At 74.0% G+C, this 18,937-nt stretch carries 16 protein-coding genes; 8 read left to right on the top strand and 8 right to left on the bottom strand.

Annotated elements, in window-relative coordinates:
• The coding region (locus ABEB07_RS12890) for a PucR family transcriptional regulator ligand-binding domain-containing protein (protein WP_345668457.1) at positions 1–1,071 on the bottom strand (1,071 nt) is incomplete at its 3' end.
• 209 nt (positions 1,072–1,280) lie between these two features.
• Between ABEB07_RS12890 and ABEB07_RS12885 the strand changes: the two genes are divergently transcribed.
• From ABEB07_RS12885 to ABEB07_RS12875, 3 genes are read left to right on the top strand one after another with little or no spacing between them, the layout of a single operon-like run.
• Entirely contained in the window at positions 1,281–2,771 is a 1,491-nt protein-coding gene (locus tag ABEB07_RS12885) for a sodium:solute symporter family protein (RefSeq protein ID WP_345668456.1), read from the top strand.
• 55 nt (positions 2,772–2,826) lie between these two features.
• The gene (gene speB, locus ABEB07_RS12880; protein ID WP_164587563.1) at positions 2,827–3,807 is read left to right on the top strand and encodes an agmatinase; all 981 of its coding nucleotides are present in this window, start codon (positions 2,827–2,829) and stop codon (positions 3,805–3,807) included.
• Complete coding sequence (locus ABEB07_RS12875) at positions 3,804–5,489, top strand: thiamine pyrophosphate-binding protein (RefSeq protein ID WP_345668455.1); 1,686 nt, start codon at positions 3,804–3,806, stop codon at positions 5,487–5,489. The genes speB and ABEB07_RS12875 overlap by 4 nt, the downstream gene beginning before the upstream one ends.
• Positions 5,490–5,573: 84 nt before the next feature.
• On the opposite strand, the gene ABEB07_RS12870 is transcribed toward ABEB07_RS12875, so the two are convergent.
• On the bottom strand, positions 5,574–6,506 hold the full coding sequence (locus ABEB07_RS12870; protein WP_345668454.1) for an RNA polymerase sigma-70 factor: 933 nt from the start codon (positions 6,504–6,506) through the stop codon (positions 5,574–5,576).
• A gap of 181 nt (positions 6,507–6,687) precedes the next feature.
• Between ABEB07_RS12870 and ABEB07_RS12865 the strand changes: the two genes are divergently transcribed.
• Entirely contained in the window at positions 6,688–7,167 is a 480-nt protein-coding gene (locus ABEB07_RS12865; protein ID WP_176149054.1) for a carboxymuconolactone decarboxylase family protein, read from the top strand.
• Positions 7,168–7,299: 132 nt separating this feature from the next.
• On the opposite strand, the gene ABEB07_RS12860 is transcribed toward ABEB07_RS12865, so the two are convergent.
• Entirely contained in the window at positions 7,300–7,668 is a 369-nt protein-coding gene (locus ABEB07_RS12860) for a hypothetical protein (RefSeq protein ID WP_176149053.1), read from the bottom strand.
• A 129-nt stretch (positions 7,669–7,797) separates the two neighbouring features.
• On the opposite strand from ABEB07_RS12860, the gene ABEB07_RS12855 reads away from it, so the two are divergent.
• The 4 genes from ABEB07_RS12855 to ABEB07_RS12840 all read left to right on the top strand — a co-directional run bounded on the left by ABEB07_RS12855 (position 7,798) and on the right by ABEB07_RS12840 (position 14,161).
• Positions 7,798–8,727 carry a serine hydrolase gene (locus ABEB07_RS12855; RefSeq protein ID WP_176149052.1) on the top strand — a complete coding sequence of 310 codons (930 nt, stop codon included), beginning with the start codon at positions 7,798–7,800 and terminating at the stop codon, positions 8,725–8,727.
• 53 nt (positions 8,728–8,780) lie between these two features.
• Positions 8,781–9,812, top strand: a complete 1,032-nt coding sequence (locus tag ABEB07_RS12850; RefSeq protein WP_345668453.1) for an esterase-like activity of phytase family protein — start codon at positions 8,781–8,783, stop codon at positions 9,810–9,812.
• A 139-nt stretch (positions 9,813–9,951) separates the two neighbouring features.
• A complete protein-coding gene (locus tag ABEB07_RS12845) occupies positions 9,952–13,683 on the top strand; it encodes an ABC transporter ATP-binding protein (protein ID WP_345668452.1) in 3,732 nt (1,243 codons plus the stop codon).
• A gap of 88 nt (positions 13,684–13,771) precedes the next feature.
• Positions 13,772–14,161 carry a hypothetical protein gene (locus tag ABEB07_RS12840; RefSeq protein WP_164583943.1) on the top strand — a complete coding sequence of 130 codons (390 nt, stop codon included), beginning with the start codon at positions 13,772–13,774 and terminating at the stop codon, positions 14,159–14,161.
• Between the two features lie 59 nt (positions 14,162–14,220).
• Here the strand turns inward: ABEB07_RS12840 and ABEB07_RS12835 are convergent, their stop codons facing one another.
• The 5 genes from ABEB07_RS12835 to ABEB07_RS12815 all read right to left on the bottom strand — a co-directional run bounded on the left by ABEB07_RS12835 (position 14,221) and on the right by ABEB07_RS12815 (position 18,891).
• Positions 14,221–16,101: a glycoside hydrolase family 3 protein gene (locus ABEB07_RS12835; protein WP_345668451.1), complete on the bottom strand. Its 1,881-nt coding sequence runs from the start codon at positions 16,099–16,101 to the stop codon at positions 14,221–14,223.
• A gap of 130 nt (positions 16,102–16,231) precedes the next feature.
• Entirely contained in the window at positions 16,232–16,753 is a 522-nt protein-coding gene (locus ABEB07_RS12830; protein WP_345668450.1) for a hypothetical protein, read from the bottom strand.
• On the bottom strand, positions 16,734–18,023 hold the full coding sequence (locus tag ABEB07_RS12825; RefSeq protein WP_345668449.1) for a WXG100 family type VII secretion target: 1,290 nt from the start codon (positions 18,021–18,023) through the stop codon (positions 16,734–16,736). Before ABEB07_RS12825 ends, ABEB07_RS12830 begins: the two co-directional genes overlap by 20 nt.
• Entirely contained in the window at positions 18,023–18,325 is a 303-nt protein-coding gene (locus ABEB07_RS12820) for a DUF6317 family protein (RefSeq protein ID WP_345668448.1), read from the bottom strand. The genes ABEB07_RS12825 and ABEB07_RS12820 overlap by 1 nt, the downstream gene beginning before the upstream one ends.
• Positions 18,322–18,891, bottom strand: coding sequence for an SAV_915 family protein (locus ABEB07_RS12815; protein ID WP_345668447.1), 570 nt, complete (start codon positions 18,889–18,891; stop codon positions 18,322–18,324). Before ABEB07_RS12815 ends, ABEB07_RS12820 begins: the two co-directional genes overlap by 4 nt.
• Positions 18,892–18,937 lie beyond the last annotated feature (46 nt).

Here is an 18,937-nt window from a genome sequence, read left to right as displayed (position 1 = left end):
GGCGGCCACCGCGTCGGCGGCCCGCGCGGCGGGCCGGGCGTGCACGACGACCCAGCTCCCCGCGCCGAGCAGCGGCGCCACCTCCGCGGGCGGGGCGCCCAGCAGCAGCCGCACCAGCGCGGCGGAGCGGGCCGCGCCGGCGCCGCTGTGGTGCTCGCCGGTGAGCAGGGAGAGCAGCACGGCGGCGACCGAGGCGAGGGTGTGGTCGCCGGGCTCGCGCCGCCCGGCGGCGACGCCGAGCACGAAGCCGCGCCCGGCGCCGAGGGCGTAGGCGGCCAGGTGGCTGCCGGCGACGGTGTCGGTGGCGGAGGAGGGCGAGGGCGGGGGCGCGGGGGAGGCCAAGGGGCGCGCGGCGGCCGACGCGGCGGTCTCGGCGTCCGGTGCGCGCACCACCCGCGCGAGGGCGGCCAGGGCGCGGTCGGCCGCCGGGTCCAGCGGCCGGCCCGCGGCGGCGACCTCCGTGCCGTCGGGGCCGTAGAGCACCGCCCGGCCCGCCGTGCGCCGGGCCAGCCGGCGCAGCACCGAGGGCACCGGGTCCGGGCGGGAGGCGGCGGCGGCCAGGCTCTGCTGGGCCTCGGTCACCCGGCGCAGTTCGGCCAGCCGGGCCTGCGCCATCAGCTGCCACACCGCGCGGGCGACCCCGGAGAAGGTGGTCTGCGGCGGCACCTCCAGCAGCGGCAGGCCGTGCGTCTCGCACGCCGCCACCAGCGCCGGCGGCACCGTGTCGTGCACCGGCGCCACGCCGAAGCCCAGCGCGGCGCCGCCGGCCGCGGTGATCCGGGCGACGTAGTCGTCGAAGTAGGACGCCGGGCGGTCCGGGCCCGGGACGTGCACGCCGGCCGTCAGCAGCAGCTCGCCGCCCAGCAGGTACGGGTAGGGGTCGGCCATCTCCGAGGTGTGCGCCCCGTGGATCACCGTCCCGGGGCCGCACGGCCCCGCGATCCGCCGCAGCGCCAGGTCCTCCCGGGCCAGCAGCGCCGCGAGCGGGACCGGCGGTGTCGGCGGGACGGCGGGTGCGGCGGGCGGTGTCGGCGGGACGGCGGGGGCGTGCGGCGGCTGCGTCTCCGGCATGGTGTGCGTTTCCTCCACTTCGGCCGGACCGAATGGAGGAAACGTACACTTCGCAGTCGCTTTTCGGCCACCTAAGGTCAAGTCCGGACCGGCAGCCGCGGGTACGGGCGGATGTCCCCGCGGCCCGCTGCCGGCCCTCCTGACCCCAGGAGAACCACCCCACGCACCTGCACGACACGCCACCGAACGTGCGCGAAGGAGGGCCCCGCATGGCCGTCGACTACACAGTGATCGTCGTCTACCTGGCCGGCATGCTCGGCATGGGCTGGTGGGGCATGCGCCGCGCCCGCTCCAAGAGCGAGTTCCTGGTGGCCGGCCGCCGCCTGGGCCCCGCGATGTACTCCGGCACCATGGCGGCCATCGTCCTCGGCGGCGCGTCCACCATCGGCGGCGTCGGCCTCGGCTACCAGTACGGGCTCTCCGGCGCCTGGATGGTCTTCACCATCGGCCTCGGCCTGCTCGCCCTGTCCGTCTTCTTCTCCGCCCGCATCGCCCGGCTGAAGGTCTACACCGTCTCCGAGATGCTCGACCTGCGCTACGGCGGCAGGGCCGGCGTCATCTCCGGCGTCGTCATGTGGGCGTACACCCTGATGCTCGCCGTCACCTCCACCATCGCCTACGCCACGATCTTCGACGTCCTGTTCGACCTGAACCGCACCGTCGCGATCGTCCTCGGCGGCGCGATCGTCGTCGCGTACTCCACCCTCGGCGGCATGTGGTCCATCACGCTGACCGACATGGTGCAGTTCGTGGTCAAGACGATCGGCGTCCTGCTCCTGCTGCTGCCCATCGCCGTCGTCAAGGCGGGCGGCTTCAGCGGCATGAAGGCGAAGCTGCCCACCTCCTACTTCGACCCGCTCGGCATCGGCGGCGAGACGATCTTCACCTACGTCCTCATCTACACCTTCGGCATGCTCATCGGCCAGGACATCTGGCAGCGCGTGTTCACCGCCCGCAGCGACAGGGTCGCCCGGGCCGGCGGCACCGTCGCCGGCACCTACTGCCTGGTCTACGCCCTCGCCGGCGCCGTCATCGGCACCGCCGCCAAGGTCCTCTACCCCAACCTGACCAGCGCCGACGACGCCTTCGCCACCATCGTCAAGGACGAACTGCCCATCGGCGTGCGCGGCCTGGTCCTCGCCGCCGCCCTGGCCGCCGTGATGTCCACCTCCTCCGGCGCGCTGATCGCCTGCGCCACCGTCGCCAACCACGACATCTGGTCCCGGCTGCGCGGCGCCGTCCGCCCCGGCGGCGAGCCGCGCGACGGGGCGGGCGAGACGGGCGAGGTACGGGACGAGGTGCGGGACAACCGCCTGTTCATCCTCGTCATGGGCCTCGTCGTGATCGGCATCGCGATCGCGCTGAACGACGTGGTCGAGGCGCTCACCGTCGCCTACAACCTCCTCGTCGGCGGACTGCTCGTGCCGATCCTCGGCGGCCTGCTGTGGAAGCGCGGCACCGCACAGGGCGCGCTGGCCGCCGTGATCGTCGGCGGCCTCGCCGTCATCGGCCTCATGGCGGGCTACGGCATCCTGGCCAACGAGCCCGTCTACTACGGCCTGCTGGCCTCCCTGGCCGCCTACCTCGCCGTCTCCCTGGCCACCCGGCCCACCGACGAGGCGGTCCTCGCCGCCTGGCGTGAACGCCTCGCCGGAGGCAGTCCAGAACTCGCCTCAGAACCCGTCCCGGCGCACCAGTAGAGTCGACCGGAAAGCAGTACATGCGCGACGAAGCGCAGGAAAGAAGGCATTTCACATGAGCGGCAACGAGACGCCCCGCGGCCCCGTCGACTCCTCCCGCATCCCGCGCTACGCCGGCCCCGCGACCTTCGCGCGGCTGCCCCGCCTCGACGAGGTCGGCACCGCCGACGTCGCCGTCGTGGGCGTCCCGTTCGACTCCGGCGTCTCCTACCGGCCCGGCGCCCGCTTCGGCGGCAACGCCATCCGCGAGGCGTCCCGGCTGCTGCGCCCCTACAACCCCGCGCAGGACGCCTCCCCGTTCGCCCTCGCCCAGGTCGCCGACGGCGGCGACATCGCGGTCAACCCGTTCAACATCAACGAGGCCGTGGAGACCGTCGAGGCCGCTGCCGACGACCTCCTCGGCACCGGCGCCCGCCTGATGACCCTCGGCGGCGACCACACCATCGCGCTGCCCCTGCTGCGCTCGGTCGCCAAGAAGCACGGCCCCGTCGCCCTGCTCCACTTCGACGCCCACCTCGACACCTGGGACACCTACTTCGGCGCCGAGTACACCCACGGCACCCCCTTCCGCCGGGCCGTCGAGGAGGGCATCCTCGACACCTCCGCCCTCTCCCACGTCGGCACCCGCGGCCCCCTCTACGGCAAGCAGGACCTCACCGACGACGAGAAGATGGGCTTCGGCATCGTCACCTCCGCCGACGTCTACCGCCGCGGCGCCGACGAGGTCGCCGACCAGCTGCGCCAGCGCATCGGCGACCGGCCGCTGTACATCTCCATCGACATCGACTGCCTCGACCCCGCCCACGCCCCCGGCACCGGCACGCCCGAGGCCGGCGGCATGACCTCCCGCGAACTCCTGGAGATCCTGCGCGGCCTGGCCTCCTGCAACCTGGTCTCGGCCGACGTCGTCGAGGTCGCCCCGGCCTACGACCACGCCGAGATCACCTCGGTGGCCGCCTCCCACACCGCCTACGAACTGACCACCCTCATGAGCCGCCAGATCGCCGCGGCCCGGAAGGACACCGAAGCGAAGTGACCCACGACCACGACCTGGTGCTCCGCCCCACGCCCGCGCAGACGGAGGCCGCACTCAGCCCTCCCCCCGGCCGCAACGGCGGAGACCTGGTCGTGGAGACCCTGGCCGGGCTCGGCGCCACCACCGTCTTCGGCCTGCCCGGCCAGCACGCCCTCGGCATGTTCGACGCCCTGCGCCGCTCCGACCTCGCCTACGTCGGCCTGCGGATCGAGAACAACGCGGGCTTCGCCGCCGACGCCTACGGCCGGATCACCGGCGAGGCCGCGCCCCTGCTGCTGTCCACCGGACCCGGCGCCCTCACCTCGCTCGCCGCGCTCCAGGAGGCGGCGGCGGCCTCCGCGCCCGTCCTCGCGATCAGCAGCCAGATCCCGACCGCCGGACTCGGTGGCGGCCGGCACGGCTATCTGCACGAACTGCCCGACCAGGCCGCCTCCTTCCGCGGCGTGGTCAGGTCCGTCCATCCGGTGCGCGCCCAGTCCCAGATCCCGTCCGCGATCGCGGCGGCCTGGAAGTCGGCGCTCACCGTCCCGCACGGCCCCGTCTGGGTGGAGATCCCGCAGGACGTCCTGCTGGCCGCAACGCACCTGCCCGTCGTGACCGCCCTGGACGCCACCCCGGAGGAGCTGCCGCCGCGCCCCGAACTCACCGCCGTCGCCGCCGGCCTGCTGTCCCGGGCCGAGCGTCCGGCGATCATCGCGGGCGGCGGAGTGGTCCGCTCGGACGCCTCCGGGAAGCTGCGCGCCCTGGCCGAACGCCTCCGGGCGCCGGTGGTGACGACCTTCGGCGGCAAGGGCGCCTTCCCCTGGACCCACCCGCTCTCGCTCCAGTCGTGGCTGGAGGACCGGCACACCACCGACTTCCTGGAGGACGCCGACGTCCTGCTGGTCGTCGGCTCGGGCCTCGGCGAACTGTCCTCGAACTACCACACGTTCAAGCCGCGCGGCCGGGTCGTCCAGATCGAGGCCGACCTCGGCAAACTGGAGTCCAACCACCCGGCCCTCGGCATCCACGCCGACGCCCGCCTCGCCCTCCAGGCGCTGCTGGAGACCGTGGACGAGCGCACCGACGAGGACGCGCCGCGCCGCGTGCGGGAGGTGCTCGACCAGGTGGGCGAGCGGATCGCCGCCCAGGAACTCACCCTGGAACAGGACGTGCTGGCGTCCGTGCGCCGCGCCCTGCCCGCCGGGTCGCCGTCCTTCTGGGACATGACGATCCTCGCCTACTGGGCCTGGTCGGCCTTCGATCCCCGGGGCGCCAACACCATGCACTCCGCGCAGGGCGCCGGCGGCCTCGGCTACGGCTTCCCGGCGGCGCTCGGAGCGGCGGCGGCCGACCCGACCCGCCCGGTGCTGGCCGTCTCCGGCGACGGCGGCGCCCTGTACTCCATCGCCGAACTGGCCACCGCCCGCCAGTACGGCCTGGACGTCACCTGGCTGATCGTCGACGACGGCGGCTACGGCATCCTGCGCGAGTACATGACCGACGCCTTCGGCGAGCCCACGGCCACCGAACTGACCCGCCCCGACTACGTCGCCCTCGCCGAGTCCTTCGGCGTCCCGGGCGTGCGGACGACGCCCGAAGCCCTGGAGGCGGACCTGGCCAAGGCCCTGTCCGAGCCCGGCCCCTCGGTGGTCGTCCTCCCGGCGGTCCTGCGGATGTTCGCGCCCACGCACCTGGACTGAGGGGGGCGGCGGACGCGGTGCCCGACTCCGCGCCCGCCGCCCTGCCCGACGCTCTGGCCTCGGGGAGCGGAGGAACCCGAGGGCTCAGCGGCGCAAGGTGGTCTCCCGGTCCAGATACGACAGCTTCTCCGGGTTCCGCACGGCGTAGAGCCCGGTGACGAGGCCGTCGTCGACCCGCAGCGCCAGGACGGTGTCGATCTCGCCGTCCAGCCGGACGATCAGCGCCGGGTCGCCGTTGACCTGCGCCGGCCGCAGGGACAGCGCGGCCCCGATCCGGCCCAGCACCTCGGCCACCCGGTCGGCCCCCACGACGGGCGTCAGCGCGGCGCGCACGACTCCGCCGCCGTCGGTGAGCAGCACGACGTCCGGCGCGAGGACGTCGAGCAGGCGTCCCAGGTCGCCCGTCTCGACCGCCTGCCGGAACGCCTCGACGGTGCGGCGGGCCTCGGCGGCGGACGCGACCCCGCGCGGCCGGCGCGCGGCGACGTGGGCCCGTGCCCGGTGGGCGATCTGGCGGACCGCGTCCCGGCTCCTGCCGACGGCCTCGGCGATCTCGTCGTACCCGAGGTCGAACACCTCGCGCAGCACGAACACCGCCCGCTCGGTCGGGGCGAGCGTCTCCAGGACCAGCAGCATCGCCATCGAGACGCTGTCGGCCAGCTCGACGTCCTCGGCCACGTCGGGCGAGGTGAGCAGCGGCTCGGGCAGCCAGGGGCCGACGTAGGACTCCTTGCGCCGGCCGAGCGCGCGCAGATGGCTCAGCGCCTGCCGGGTGGCGATCCGGACCAGGTACGCCCGCTGATCCCGCACGGTGCCGGGGTCGACGCCCACCCAGCGCAGCCAGGTCTCCTGGAGGACGTCCTCGGCGTCGGCGGCGGAGCCGAGCATCTCGTAGGCGACGGTGAACAGCAGGTTGCGGTGGGCGACGAACGCCCGGGTGACGCCGTCCAGCCGGGCGTCGGGAGCGACCGGCCCGGAGGGTTCCCCCGTCCGGTCGCCCGTAGTTCGGTCGTTCATGGCCGGCTCCTGTCCGCTCGCTGACGACTGCGCCGCACACCAGACGCCGGCCCGCACGGCTCCGTGACGCCCGCGGCCGGTGACGTACGCCACATCGCCGCGCCGTCACATCGGCCGGGCCGTCGGCATCTTGTGTCCGTCCCGTGCGGCAGCACACGACACCACGAGTGAGGACGACGTCATGGAACCCCGTTTCAACCTGTTCGACAGCCCGACCGCCGCGAAGGTCGCCAAGCGGTTCTACACCACCTCGTTGGCCCTGGAGGGGTCGACGCTGCCCAAGGCCCTGCGGGAGCTGCTGGAGCTGAGGGTCGCCCAGATCAACGGCTGCGGCTTCTGCGTCGACGTCCACACCAAGGAGGCCGCGGCCGCCGGGGAGAGCGCGCTCCGGCTCCACCTGGTCGCCGCCTGGCGGCACAGCACGGTGTTCACCGAGGCCGAGCGGGCCGCGCTGGCGCTCGCCGAGGAGGGCACCCGGCTCGGCGACCACGGGGTGTCCGACGAGACCTGGGCCGCGGTGCGCGAGCACTACGACGACGACCAGGTCGGCGCGCTGGTCTGCCTGGTCTCCCTGATCAACGCGGCCACCCGGATGGGCGTGATCGTGCACACCCCGGGGGGCGCGTACGAGCCCGGCATGTTCGCCGCCGCGTCGAGCTGACCGGAAGCCGGAAGCCGGGAGCCGGGAGGCGGGAGGCGGGCGGCAGGAGACGGGCGGTAGGAGCCGGGTGGCGGGTGGCGGAGGCGGCTGGGCGCGTTCCGGACGTCCTCGGGCACGGCGCGCCGCCGCCCGTCACCTCTCCAGGAGCTTCCCGTACTTCTCGGCGTGGGCGGCGCGCTGCTCGGTGTAGCCGCCGGCGAACGCCTTCTGCTCGCCGGGGGACATGGTGTCGTTCCACAGCTTCTTCGGGAGCAGGTCCGCTATCTCGCGGTACACCTCGACCGCGGCCTCCCAGCGGCCGTCGCCCCGGCCCCTGGCCGCCATGAGGTGGTCCGTGAGTGAGCGCAGTCCGCCGCTCACCAGATGGGCGGGCACCTTCTTCGCCAGGAACTCCTCGCCGTCGGGCGGGGTTCCGCCCCCGCCGCCGAGGAGACGTACCGTCCACAGGGCCGCGAGGAGCCGGCCGGTCAGGACGTGGTCGTGGAACGCGGGTTCGGGCATGAGCGATGCCTGCCCACCGCGGCGGGCCGATCCACCTGTGGCGGCGCCCCGGCACGGGAGCAGGTGACGGGCCGTCATCGATTCACTCCCTCGTGCAACCTTTTCCGTACAGGTGTGCGTCAACTGAGCATGACTCACTGGATATCCCGACGCTCCAGGGCGCTCGCGGCGGCAGGCGCGGGCGCCGGGCTGCTCGCTTCCTGCGTCGCCCTCGCCGCACCCGCCGCGGCCGCCGCGCCGGCGGTCAGCTGCACGTCCCTCACGACCGGACTGGCCGCCAAGCTCCAGAAGGACATCACCGCGGCGGTGTCCGGCCGCAAGGGCACCATCGCCGTCGGCCTGCGCGACCGCACCACCGGCACCACCTGCACGCTGCGCGAGTCGTCCGCCTACGACTCCGCCAGCGTGGTCAAGGCGACCGTCCTGGCCACCCTGCTGTGGGACGCCAAGAAGACGAACCGCTCCCTCACCGACCGCGAGGCGAGCCTCGCCAAGCTGATGATCACCCAGTCGGACAACGACGCGACCACCAGCCTGTGGAAGCAGCTGGGCGTGACGAAGGTCAAGGGCTTCCTCGCCGCGGCCGGCATGACCCAGACCAAGCCGGGCGCGGACGGCTACTGGGGCCTGACCCAGATCACCGTGCGCGACGAGCAGAAGCTGCTCGGCCTCGTCACGGCGAAGAACAACGTCCTGAGCGACAACTCCCGCGCCTACATCCTCAAGCTGATGGGCCAGGTCGTCGCCGCCCAGCGCTGGGGCACCCCGGCGGGCGCGCCGACCGCCGTCGCCGTGCACGTGAAGAACGGCTGGCTCCAGCGCTCCACCCACGGCTGGCGCGTGCACAGCGTCGGCACCTTCAACGGCGGCGGCCACGACTACACGATGACGGTCCTCACGCAGGACAACGGCACGATGGACTACGGCGTCACCACCATCGAGACCATCGCGCGGGCCATCCACAAGGACCTCGCCCCGACGACCGGCCCGCGCACCGCGCGCCGCGTCATGAAGGTGCCGCCGCAGGAGGCGCTGGTTCCGGTGCCGCCGAGCGGCTGACGCTTCACGAGGCGGTCTCCCGCCGGACACGCGGGAGCCCTACGGTGACGGTCATGCGCCTGAGAACCGTACTCGCGACCGTCACCGCCGGCCTGGCGGCGGCCACCTGCCTGACCGCCGGGCCGGCCGCCGCCGCCACCCGCCAGGACCACGCCTGTTCGTCCGCCGTCTCCCTCGACCGCTTCTCCGACGCGCTGGACAAGACGACGTACCAGGGGGCCTACGTCGGCAATCTCTCCGCGCTCGCGGCCGACCGGCACGGCGACCTCGCGGCGCTCTCGGACCGCTCCTCGCTGTTCACCCTGGACCGCCGCACGCTGCGCCCGACCGGGGTGACGCCGCTGGCCGACGAGAACGGCGGCGCGCTCGACTCCGAGGGGCTGGCCGTCGACTTCGACGGCACCCGGCTGGTCACCTCCGAGACCGAGCCGTCCGTCCGCCGCTACTCCCGCGACGGCCGCGTCCTGGAACGGCTTGCGGTGCCGTCCGCGCTGCGGGTCGCCCCGGCCGGCCGGGCCACCGCCAACCAGACCTTCGAGGGCCTGACGCTGCTGCCCGGCGGGCGCACCCTGCTCGCGTCCATGGAGTACGCGCTCGCCGGGGACAGCGCGGGCATCGTCCGCTTCCAGACCTGGCAGCGCACCGGCGACGGCCCCTTCCGGCTCGCCGCCCAGTACGCGTACCGGGCGGACGACGGCCTGGGCGTCCCCGAGGTGCAGGCCACCCCGGACGGCCGTCTGCTCGTCCTGGAACGCGGCTTCACCTCCGGCGTCGGCAACACCGTCCGTCTCTACCTGGCCGACCCGCGCCAGGCCACCGACACCGGCAAGGTCGAACACCTGACCGGGCAGTCCGGCGTCCGCCTGATCAGGAAGACGCTGCTCACCGACCTCGCCGCCTGCCCGTCCCTCGGCGCCACCGCCAAGCAGCCCCAGCCCAACCCCCTCCTCGACAACATCGAGGGCATGACGATCACCGGCCGCGACACCCGGGGCGCCCTCCGCGTCCTCCTGGTGAGCGACGACAACGAGAACCCGGCCCAGACCACCCGCTTCTACTACCTCCGGGTCCGCACGGGCCTCTAGGAGCGCGGGGAACCGCGCGCCCGGCCCGCACCCACCCGCACCCGAGAGCAATCCCCCCGCTTTTGTTACAGCGGGATGAAATCCGCCCCGTCCCGCGTTGGTGCCTCCTGGAAGATCGGACCATCAGGAGGACACCGACGTGGCAGCGCAGCCAGGGCGACGACGAGGTTGGGCCCACAGACTCGCCGCGTACGCCTGGCGCCACCCCAAGGACGTCGTCCTCGCCCTCACCGCCTCCCTCGCCGGCATGGCCGTCATGGCCGTCGTCCCGCTGATCACCAAGGTGATCATCGACGACGTCATCGGCGACCACACCCGCACGATGACCCCCTGGGCGGCCGCCCTCGTCGTCGCCGCCCTCCTCGTCTACGCCGCGACCCTGGTCCGCCGCTACTACGGCGGCCGCCTCGCCCTCGACGTCCAGCACGACCTGCGCACGGAGATGTACGGGACGATCACCCGGCTCGACGGCCGCCGCCAGGACGAGCTGTCCACCGGACAGGTGATCGGCCGGGCCACCAGCGACCTCCAGCTGATCCAGGGCCTGCTCTTCATGCTGCCGATGACCATCGGCAACGTCCTGCTCTTCGTGATCTCCCTGGCGATCATGGCCTGGCTGTCGTGGCCGCTCACCCTGGTCGCCCTCGCCGTCGCCCCCGCCCTCGGCTGGATCGCCCGGCGCAGTCGCACCAAGCTGCACCCCGCCACCTGGTACGCCCAGGCGCAGGCCGCGGCGGTCGCCGGCGTGGTGGACGGCGCGGTCAGCGGCGTCCGCGTGGTCAAGGGCTTCGGCCAGGAGGACCAGGAGACGGCGAAGCTGCGCGCGGTGGGCCGGCGGCTGTTCGCCGGACGGCTGCGCACCATCCGGCTGAACGCCCGGTTCACCCCCGCGCTCCAGGCCGTGCCCGCCCTCGGCCAGGTCGCCATGCTGGCGCTGGGCGGCTGGCTGGCGGTCGAGGGCCACATCACGCTCGGCACGTTCGTCGCCTTCTCCACCTACCTCGCCCAGCTGGTCGGCCCGGTCCGCATGCTCGCCATGGTCCTCACCGTCGGCCAGCAGGCCCGCGCGAGCACCGAACGCGTCCTGGAGCTGATCGACACCGAGCCCACCCTGACCGAGGGCACGGCGGAACTGCCCGCCGACGCCCCGGCCACCGTCGAGTTCGACGACGTCTCCTTCGGCTACGACCCCGAGCGCCCCGTCCTGAAGGGGCTCAGCTTCACGATCCGCTCCGGCGAGACCCTGGCCGTCGTCGGCGCCTCCGGCTCCGGCAAGTCCACGCTCTCCCTGCTCCTGCCGCGCTTCTACGACGCCGACCACGGCGCCGTCCTCGTCGGCGGGCACGACGTGCGCGAACTGACCCTGGACTCGCTGCGGGCCGCGATCGGCCTCGTCCCCGAGGACTCCTTCCTCTTCTCCGACACCGTCCGCGCCAACATCGCCTACGGCCGCCCCGACGCCGGCCAGGAGGAGATCGAGGCGGCCGCCCGCGCCGCCCAGGCGGACCGTTTCATCAGCGAGCTGCCCGAGGGCTACGACACCACCGTCGGCGAGCAGGGCCTGACCCTGTCCGGCGGCCAGCGCCAGCGCGTCGCGCTCGCCCGCGCGATCCTCACCGACCCGCGCCTGCTGGTCCTGGACGACGCCACCTCCGCCGTGGACGCCCGCGTCGAGCACGAGATCCACGAGGCCCTCAAGCAGGTGATGCGGGGCCGTACCACCCTGCTCATCGCCCACCGGCGCTCCACCCTCGGCCTCGCCGACCGCATCGCCGTGCTCGACGGCGGCCGGCTCGCCGACGTCGGCACCCACGAGGAGCTCCAGGAGCGCTGCGCCCTGTACCGCAGGCTGCTCACCGACCCGGACGAGCTGGGCGGCGTCTCCCCGGGGCACGCCCGGCCCACCGCGCCCCGCGAGGACACCTCGGTGCTCGACGAGCTGGACGCCGAGTTCGACGCCGAGCGCGGGATCACGCCCACGCTGTGGGCGGGCGAGCGCGAGCCCCGGGACACGGCGCTGGCCGGGATGCCCGCCACCCCCGAGCTGCTGGCCCAGGTGGCGGCGCTGCCGCCGGCCGGCGACACCCCGGACGTGGACGAGGACCGGGCGGTGCGGTCCGAGGAGTCCTACGGCCTGCGCAGGCTGCTGCACGGGTTCGGCCTGCCGCTGCTGGCCAGCCTCGCCCTGGTCGCCGTGGACGCGGGCATGGGACTGCTGCTGCCGGTGCTGATCCGGCACGGCATCGACCGCGGCGTCAGCAGGATGGCGCTCGGCGCGGTCTGGGCGGCGGCGCTGCTCGGCCTGCTCGCCGTCCTCGTGCAGTGGGCCGCGCAGACCGGCGAGACCCGGATGACCGGCCGCACCGGCGAGCGGGTGCTGTACGCGCTGCGGCTGAAGATCTTCGCCCAGCTCCAGCGGCTCGGCCTCGACTACTACGAGCGCGAGCTGACCGGCCGCATCATGACGCGGATGACGACCGACGTGGACGCGCTGTCGACGTTCCTCCAGACCGGGCTGGTCACCGCGTTCGTCTCCGTGGTCACCTTCTTCGGCATCATGGTCGCCCTGCTGGTGATCGACGTACGGCTCGCTCTGGTGGTCTTCGCGACGCTGCCGCCGCTGGTCGTCGCCACGTTCTTCTTCCGCCGGGCCAGCGTCAAGGCGTACCGGCTGGCGCGCGAGCGGGTCTCCGCGGTCAACGCCGACCTCCAGGAGTCGGTGGCCGGACTGCGGATCGTGCAGGCGTTCCGGCGCGAGCACGACGGCGGGCGCCGGTTCGCCGAGCGCAGCGACGGCTACCGCCGGGCCCGCATCCGGGGTCAGCTGCTGATCTCGGTGTACTTCCCGTTCGTGCAGTTCCTGTCCTCGGTGGCGGCGGCGTCCGTGCTGATCGCGGGCGCGGGCCGGGTGGAGGCGGCGACGCTGACGACGGGCGCCCTGGTGGCGTACCTGCTCTACATCGACCTGTTCTTCGCCCCCGTCCAGCAGCTCTCCCAGGTCTTCGACGGCTACCAGCAGGCCACCGTGTCCCTGGGCCGCATCCGGGAACTGCTCCAGGAGCCGGCCTCCACCCGGCCGCCCGCCGAGCCCCGCGAGGTCACCGCGCTGCGCGGCGAGATCGCGTTCGAGGACGTGCGCTTCGCCTACGGCGACGAGGAGGAGGCGCTGACCGGGATCGACCTGCGGGTGCCCGCCGGGCAGACGGTCGCCTTCGTCGGCGAGACCGGCGCGGGCAAGTCGACGCTGGTCAAGCTGGTGGCCCGGTTCTACGACCCGACCGGCGGCCGGGTGACCGTGGACGGCGCCGACATCAGGGCGCTGGACCTCACCGCGTACCGGCGCCGGCTGGGCGTCGTGCCGCAGGAGGCGTACCTCTTCCCGGGGACCGTCCGCGACGCCATCGCCTACGGCCGCCCCGAGGCCACCGACGCCGAGGTGGAGGCGGCGGCGCGGGCGGTGGGCGCGCACGAGATGATCGCGACGCTGGAGGGCGGCTATCTGCACGAGGTCGCCGAGCGCGGCCGCAACCTGTCGGCCGGCCAGCGTCAGCTGATCGCGCTGGCCCGCGCCGAGCTGGTCGATCCGGACGTGCTGCTGCTGGACGAGGCGACGGCCGCGCTCGACCTGGCCACCGAGGCGCAGGTCAACCAGGCCACCGACCGGCTCGCCGGCCGGCGTACGACGCTGGTGGTGGCCCACCGGCTGACGACGGCCGCCCGCGCCGACCGGGTGGTGGTCATGGACCGCGGCCGGGTCGTCGAGGACGGCACGCACGACGAGCTGCTGGCCCGCGACGGCCGGTACGCCGGGCTGTGGCGGACCTTCGTCGGCGCGGCCGAGCCGGAGGAACCCGTCGGCGCGAGCCGCTGAACCGTTTCGGCGGCTCCGGCGCAACCATGGGGCGCGCGTCCTGCGTCCGTACGCCCGTACGGAAAAACGTTTCAGGGGAGGGTTGACCGTGGACAGTGGTGCGATCCGCCGGCGGCTGGCGCTCGGCGTGGCCGTGCTGACCGGCGCCGGGCTGATGGCGCTGGCCCTGCCCGGCACCGCCCAGGCGGCGGCCTCCACCTGCTCCGGCCGCGAGGTCAAGAAGCTGTCCTTCGCGACCGGTTCCGTGCACGTCTACCGGTCGGGCGGCTATGTGTGCGCGCTCACCACGCCCCGGCGGGCCGGGGGCAGGCAGGTGATGTCGGTGACCGTGCAGGCGCGCGGCAACCGGCCGGTCACCGACAAGGGCCGCTTCTCCCAGCACGCCGGACCGGTCACCGTGCACGCCGGCCACCGCTGCGTCCGCGTCGGCGGCTCGGTCGGCGCGGTGGCGGTGACCAGCGGCTGGATCCTGTGCTGAACCGGTGAACCGGTGAGCCGGTTCAGTGGGTGAGGCCGTGTCCGGCGGGGTGGGCCGGTCTAGTAGGTGAGGCCGTAGCCGACGGGGTAGAGGGGCGTGGCCGGGTCGTCGGCGCGGGGCACCGGCACCGGCAGCTTCCCGCGCGGCCCGACGCGTCCGGCGATCACCCGGGCGGCGGCGCGGACCTCCACGTCGGTCCACGAGTAGGCGGCCAGGACGGCGGGCACGCCGGGGAGCTGGGCGACGTCGTAGGGGTTGCGGACGGCGACCGCGACCACCGGCCGGCCCGTCGCCGTCAGCCGCTCCACCAGGGTCTGCTGCGCGCTGCCCGCCGTGACGTTGTACGTCGCGACGACCACCGCGTCCGCGTCCGCCGCCGCCGCGACGGCCCGCTCGACGCTCGCCGCGGACGGCGCGGTGCCGGTGGACAGCGCGGTCGCGGTGAAGCCGAGCGCGGTGAGGGCGGCGGCGAGCACGCCGGTGGGCGGCCCGGTGGTGCCCGAGGGCGAGGCGGGATCGGCGCCGACCACGAGGAGCCTGCGGTGGCTGCGGCGGGACAGCGGCAGCAGGCGGTTCTCGTTGACCAGCAGGGTGGTGGTCCGCTCGGCGACGCGGTCGGCCGCGGCCAGGTGCGCGGGGGTGCCGACCGTGCGGGCGACGCCGGCCGCGGTGGCGTAGGGCCCGTCGAACAGACCCAGCCGCGCCTTCAGCCGCAGGATGCGCAGGATCGATTCGTCGAGTCGCGCCTCGGTGAGCTCGCCCTCGCACACGGCCTTGAGGACCGCGTTCCACGCCACGTCCAGGGAGGGCGGGTTGAGCAGCTGGTCCACGCCCGCCTTCAGCGCGAGCACGGGCACCCTGTCGTCGCCGTACTTGGTGCGCACGCCCTCCATGCCGAGCGAGTCCGTGATCACCACGCCGTCGTAGCCCAGCTCGCCGCGCAGGATGCCGGTCACGATGGGGTGGGAGAGGGTGGCGGGGTCGCCGGAGTCGTCCAGCGCCGGGAACTGGATGTGGGCGGTCATGATCGAGTCGATGCCCGCGCGGATCGCGGCCCGGAACGGCACGGCGTCCAGCTTCTCCCACAGCTCGCGGCTGTGGGTGATCACCGGGAAGCCGTAGTGGCTGTCGACGGCGGTGTCGCCGTGCCCGGGGAAGTGCTTGGCGGTGGCCGCCACCCGGGAGCCCTGGTAGCCGCGCACCTCCGCCGCCACCAGGCGCGCCACCGCGTCCGGGTCGGCGCCGAAGGACCGTACGCCGATGACCGGGTTGGCCGGGTTGACGTTCACGTCGGCGTCGGGGGAGTAGTCCTGGTTGACGCCCATCGCGCGCAGCTCGGCGCCGGAGATCCGGCCGAGGGTGCGGGCGTCGGAGACGGAGCCGGAGGCGCCGACCGCCATGGCGCCGGGGAAGAGGGTGGCGGGCGCGCCGATCCGGCAGACGATGCCGTGCTCCTGGTCGGTGGCGACGAGCACGGGCAGCCCGCGGGGCTGGGCCAGGGAGGCGCGCTGGATGCCGTTGGACAGGTCGGCGATCTGCCGCGGGTCGCGGGTGTTGTGGGCCCAGGTGAAGTAGATGATGCCGCCGACGCGGTACTTCGCGACCAGCTCGGCGGCGGTGCGCACGCCGATCTCACCGAGGTTGGCGTCGATGTCGGCCTGGTCCGGGGCGGTGGCGGAGTGGCCGTAGACCCGCATCACGAAGAGCTGGCCGACCTTCTCCTCCAGGGTCATCCCCGAGATCAGCGAGCGCAGCCGCCGGTCGTCGTGGCGGCCGGCGGCCGCGTGCGCGGTGCCGGCGCCCGGTACGGCCAGGGCGGCGGTGAGCCCGGCGGTGGCGGCGAGGACGCGGCGCCGGGAAGGACGCGCGGCGCCCCCGGTGCCTTGTGATGGTGCGGTGTTTCCCGGTCTTGCGCTGCTTCCCGTGCTGGCGTCGTGCACGTGCGCTCCTTCCGGAGGCGATCCGCTGGAGTGTCATCGCTGAAGGAAACTTCCGAGGAGCCACTGATATCCGGGAAGTTTCTGCCAGTCAAGGGAGCGCGCAGCACGGGCGACCCGGGGCCGCAACGGGCTACCGCCCCGCCAGCCACCGCCGGGCGCCGACCTCGCTGGGATACTCGCGGACGGTGAAGGCGGCGCCGAGCCACCCCACGCCGAACGCCAGCACCGCCGGCAGCACGGGCGCCGCCACCAGCACGAGGAACCGCCCCGCGACGGCGAGCCCCGCACTCCGCCCGACCTGATCCCGCTTGCCGGCCCGAGCCCGCGCGGGAACGGGCGGATCAGCCATGCCCCGCCGATGCCCCCGCCGCTGCACGACCCACCCCCACACCGCGCCCGCGCACGCCAGGATCCCCTGCACCCAGTCCCACCCGACCCGCACCGGGCCGGGCAGCGCCCCCCGGAAGCTGCCGTACAGCCCGAGTCCGACGTAACAGACGAACCCCATCACCACGAGCCAGGCGAGGGCTCCCGCGCCCCGCCGCAGCCAGTAGCGCGGCCCGCGCAGATACCAGGTGGTGCCGAGACCGGGGAGCGAGGGGACCGAGGCCGGCGCTCCTGCGGCGGGAACCTCAGAAGATGCTCTTGACACCGTGCCACACGTCCTTCGCCAGCCGTTTCCCGTCGTCCTTGGTCTCCGACAGGACGTTACCGGTGCCGTGGAGCACGCCTCCGACCACACCGTGGTCGTGGATGTCCTCGCTCCAGTGCTCATGCAGGGCGTGGTCGATGACCCCGGTCGCCCCGACGACGACCGCTCCGCCGACGCCGGCCACCACCAGCGCGGGGACGTCGAACGGCGCCGCCGCGACCAGGCCCGCGGTGATGGCCGTACCCGCGGCGAGCCCCCCGAGGTTGGCGCCGCCGTCCACGGCGACGGAGTGCTGCCAGGACCAGCCCTTGTCGTGGTCGTCCGACGCTTCCAGCAGGCCGCAGACACCGGCCGCCGCGACGTCGAGGACGGGGATCTCCTTGAGGAAGTCCGGGAGCTTGTCCAGGCTCTCGCCCGCGCGCAGCGCCTGCGCGGCGTCGGCGAGTTTGACGTTGAGCTGCCGGTCGTAGGGCAGCCTGGTGCTGCCGTGGTCGGCGCGGGCGATGTCCTCCTCCAGGGAGCGCACCCTGGCGACCGCGTCGGCGTAGTCGCCCTTGGCGGGCAGATCCTTGGGCAGCGCCCGCCCCGCCTTCTGGTACGCCCGGCGTTCCGCGCGCAGTTCCTTCTTCGCGGCGCGCTCGTCGGCCTTCGCGTCGTCCAGTCCGGTGCGCGCCTTCGCGCCGTCGGCCCGGGCGTCCTCGGCGTCGTAGGCGTACAGGCCGCGCAGGTAGTCGGCGACGGTGACCTTGTCGCCGGTGGACACGGGCGCGGTGACCTGCGCGTACAGCCCGCGCAGGTCGTCCGCCGCGACGAGGCGCGCGTGCTGGGCGGTGTGCAGGATCCCGGCGCGGACCTTCGTGTACTCGGTCATCGCCGCGATCGTCTTCCGCTCGTCCGGCCCGGGCGGGTTAGCCGTGAGCAGTTGCAGCGGCACACCCTTGTCCCCCATGGCCACGCCCTTGCGGGCGGCGGTGTGCTCGGCGTTCTGCAAGGCGCTCTCAAAGGCGGAGAGCGCGTCGACGAGCGTGCCGAGAATGCCGCCCGCCCGATGGACGAGTTCGGCGAAGGCCCCGGCGGTCAGCGCGTCCTCGCTCCACGCGCCCCGGAACGCCTCGGCCGCCTCGCCCTTCCAGGTCGCGTCGTCCACCAGCGCGTCGACGCTGCGGCTGAGCGGGCGGACGACCCCGTCCAGCTTCTCCTTGGCGTTCTTGTACGTCTCGGCCATCGTGCGCAGCCCGCCGATGTCGCCGCCGACCCAGCTCTCGCCCATCAGCCCTCACCCGCCATCAGGTCCTCGAACAGCCCGTGCACGTCGACGTCGTGCCGCCGGAAGGAGTCACGGGACTTCGCGACGAGGTCGCCGTGGTCGTCCAGCCGGTCGGCGAGGCCGAGGTGCAGCGCGACGACCAGCTCGGCGACCTCCTTGACGGCGTGGTCCAGCCCGGCGTCGCCGCCGTCGGCGACGGGCGGGGCGACGTCCGGGCGCAGTTCCCGGTAGTGCCGGGCCTGGTCGTGGAAGGTCTTGGACATCGCGGTGAGGTCGCTCAGCACCGCTTTGAAGTCGACGGTCACGGGCGCGTCCTTCGCGCATAGGAGGCCAGGTCGGCCGGCTGCCAGTTCTCCTGTCCGGGAGCGACCCGCGGGTCGAGCAGCACGGTGGCACCGTGCTCGCGCAGCCCCTCGGCCAGCGGCCCGAGGGAGGCCGCGATCCACGGCTGCGCCTCGCCGAGCGCGGCCACCAGCGCGCCGAGCGTGCTGAAGGCGAACGCCATGGCGCCGCCCGCCGGATGCGCGAACAGTTCGTAGGCGATGAGCGGGACACGGACGGTCCGGCCCGTGGCATCGGCGGCGTCGACGTACCGCGGGTGCGCGGGAACGAAGACCGGCGCGTGATACGGCGGAACGCCGCGCCCGGCGGCGGCACTCCGGCCGGCAGCCGGCCCCGGGACGGTCGGCGTGGCGACCGTGTAGTCCAGCAGGGCCGAACGACGAGTCCCGGGTGTGCGCTCCGGCGCTCCGGCCGGCGGACTGTGGGCGCCTTCCGCCTCGCCGTACTCGATGTAGTCGAGCAGGCGCGACCGTATGGGCACCTCCACCGACATCCCCTCCCGGACCACGACCGACCGTACGCGCGTCACGCTAGTGAGCGCGCGGGGACGCAAATCCGCCTATGTCGGAGTGGAC

Source organism: Streptomyces similanensis (assembly GCF_039543625.1).
GTDB lineage: Bacteria > Actinomycetota > Actinomycetes > Streptomycetales > Streptomycetaceae > Streptomyces > Streptomyces similanensis.
The sequence above is the reverse complement of the archived record's forward strand: the minus strand, read 5'-3'. Positions and strand labels throughout refer to the sequence as shown.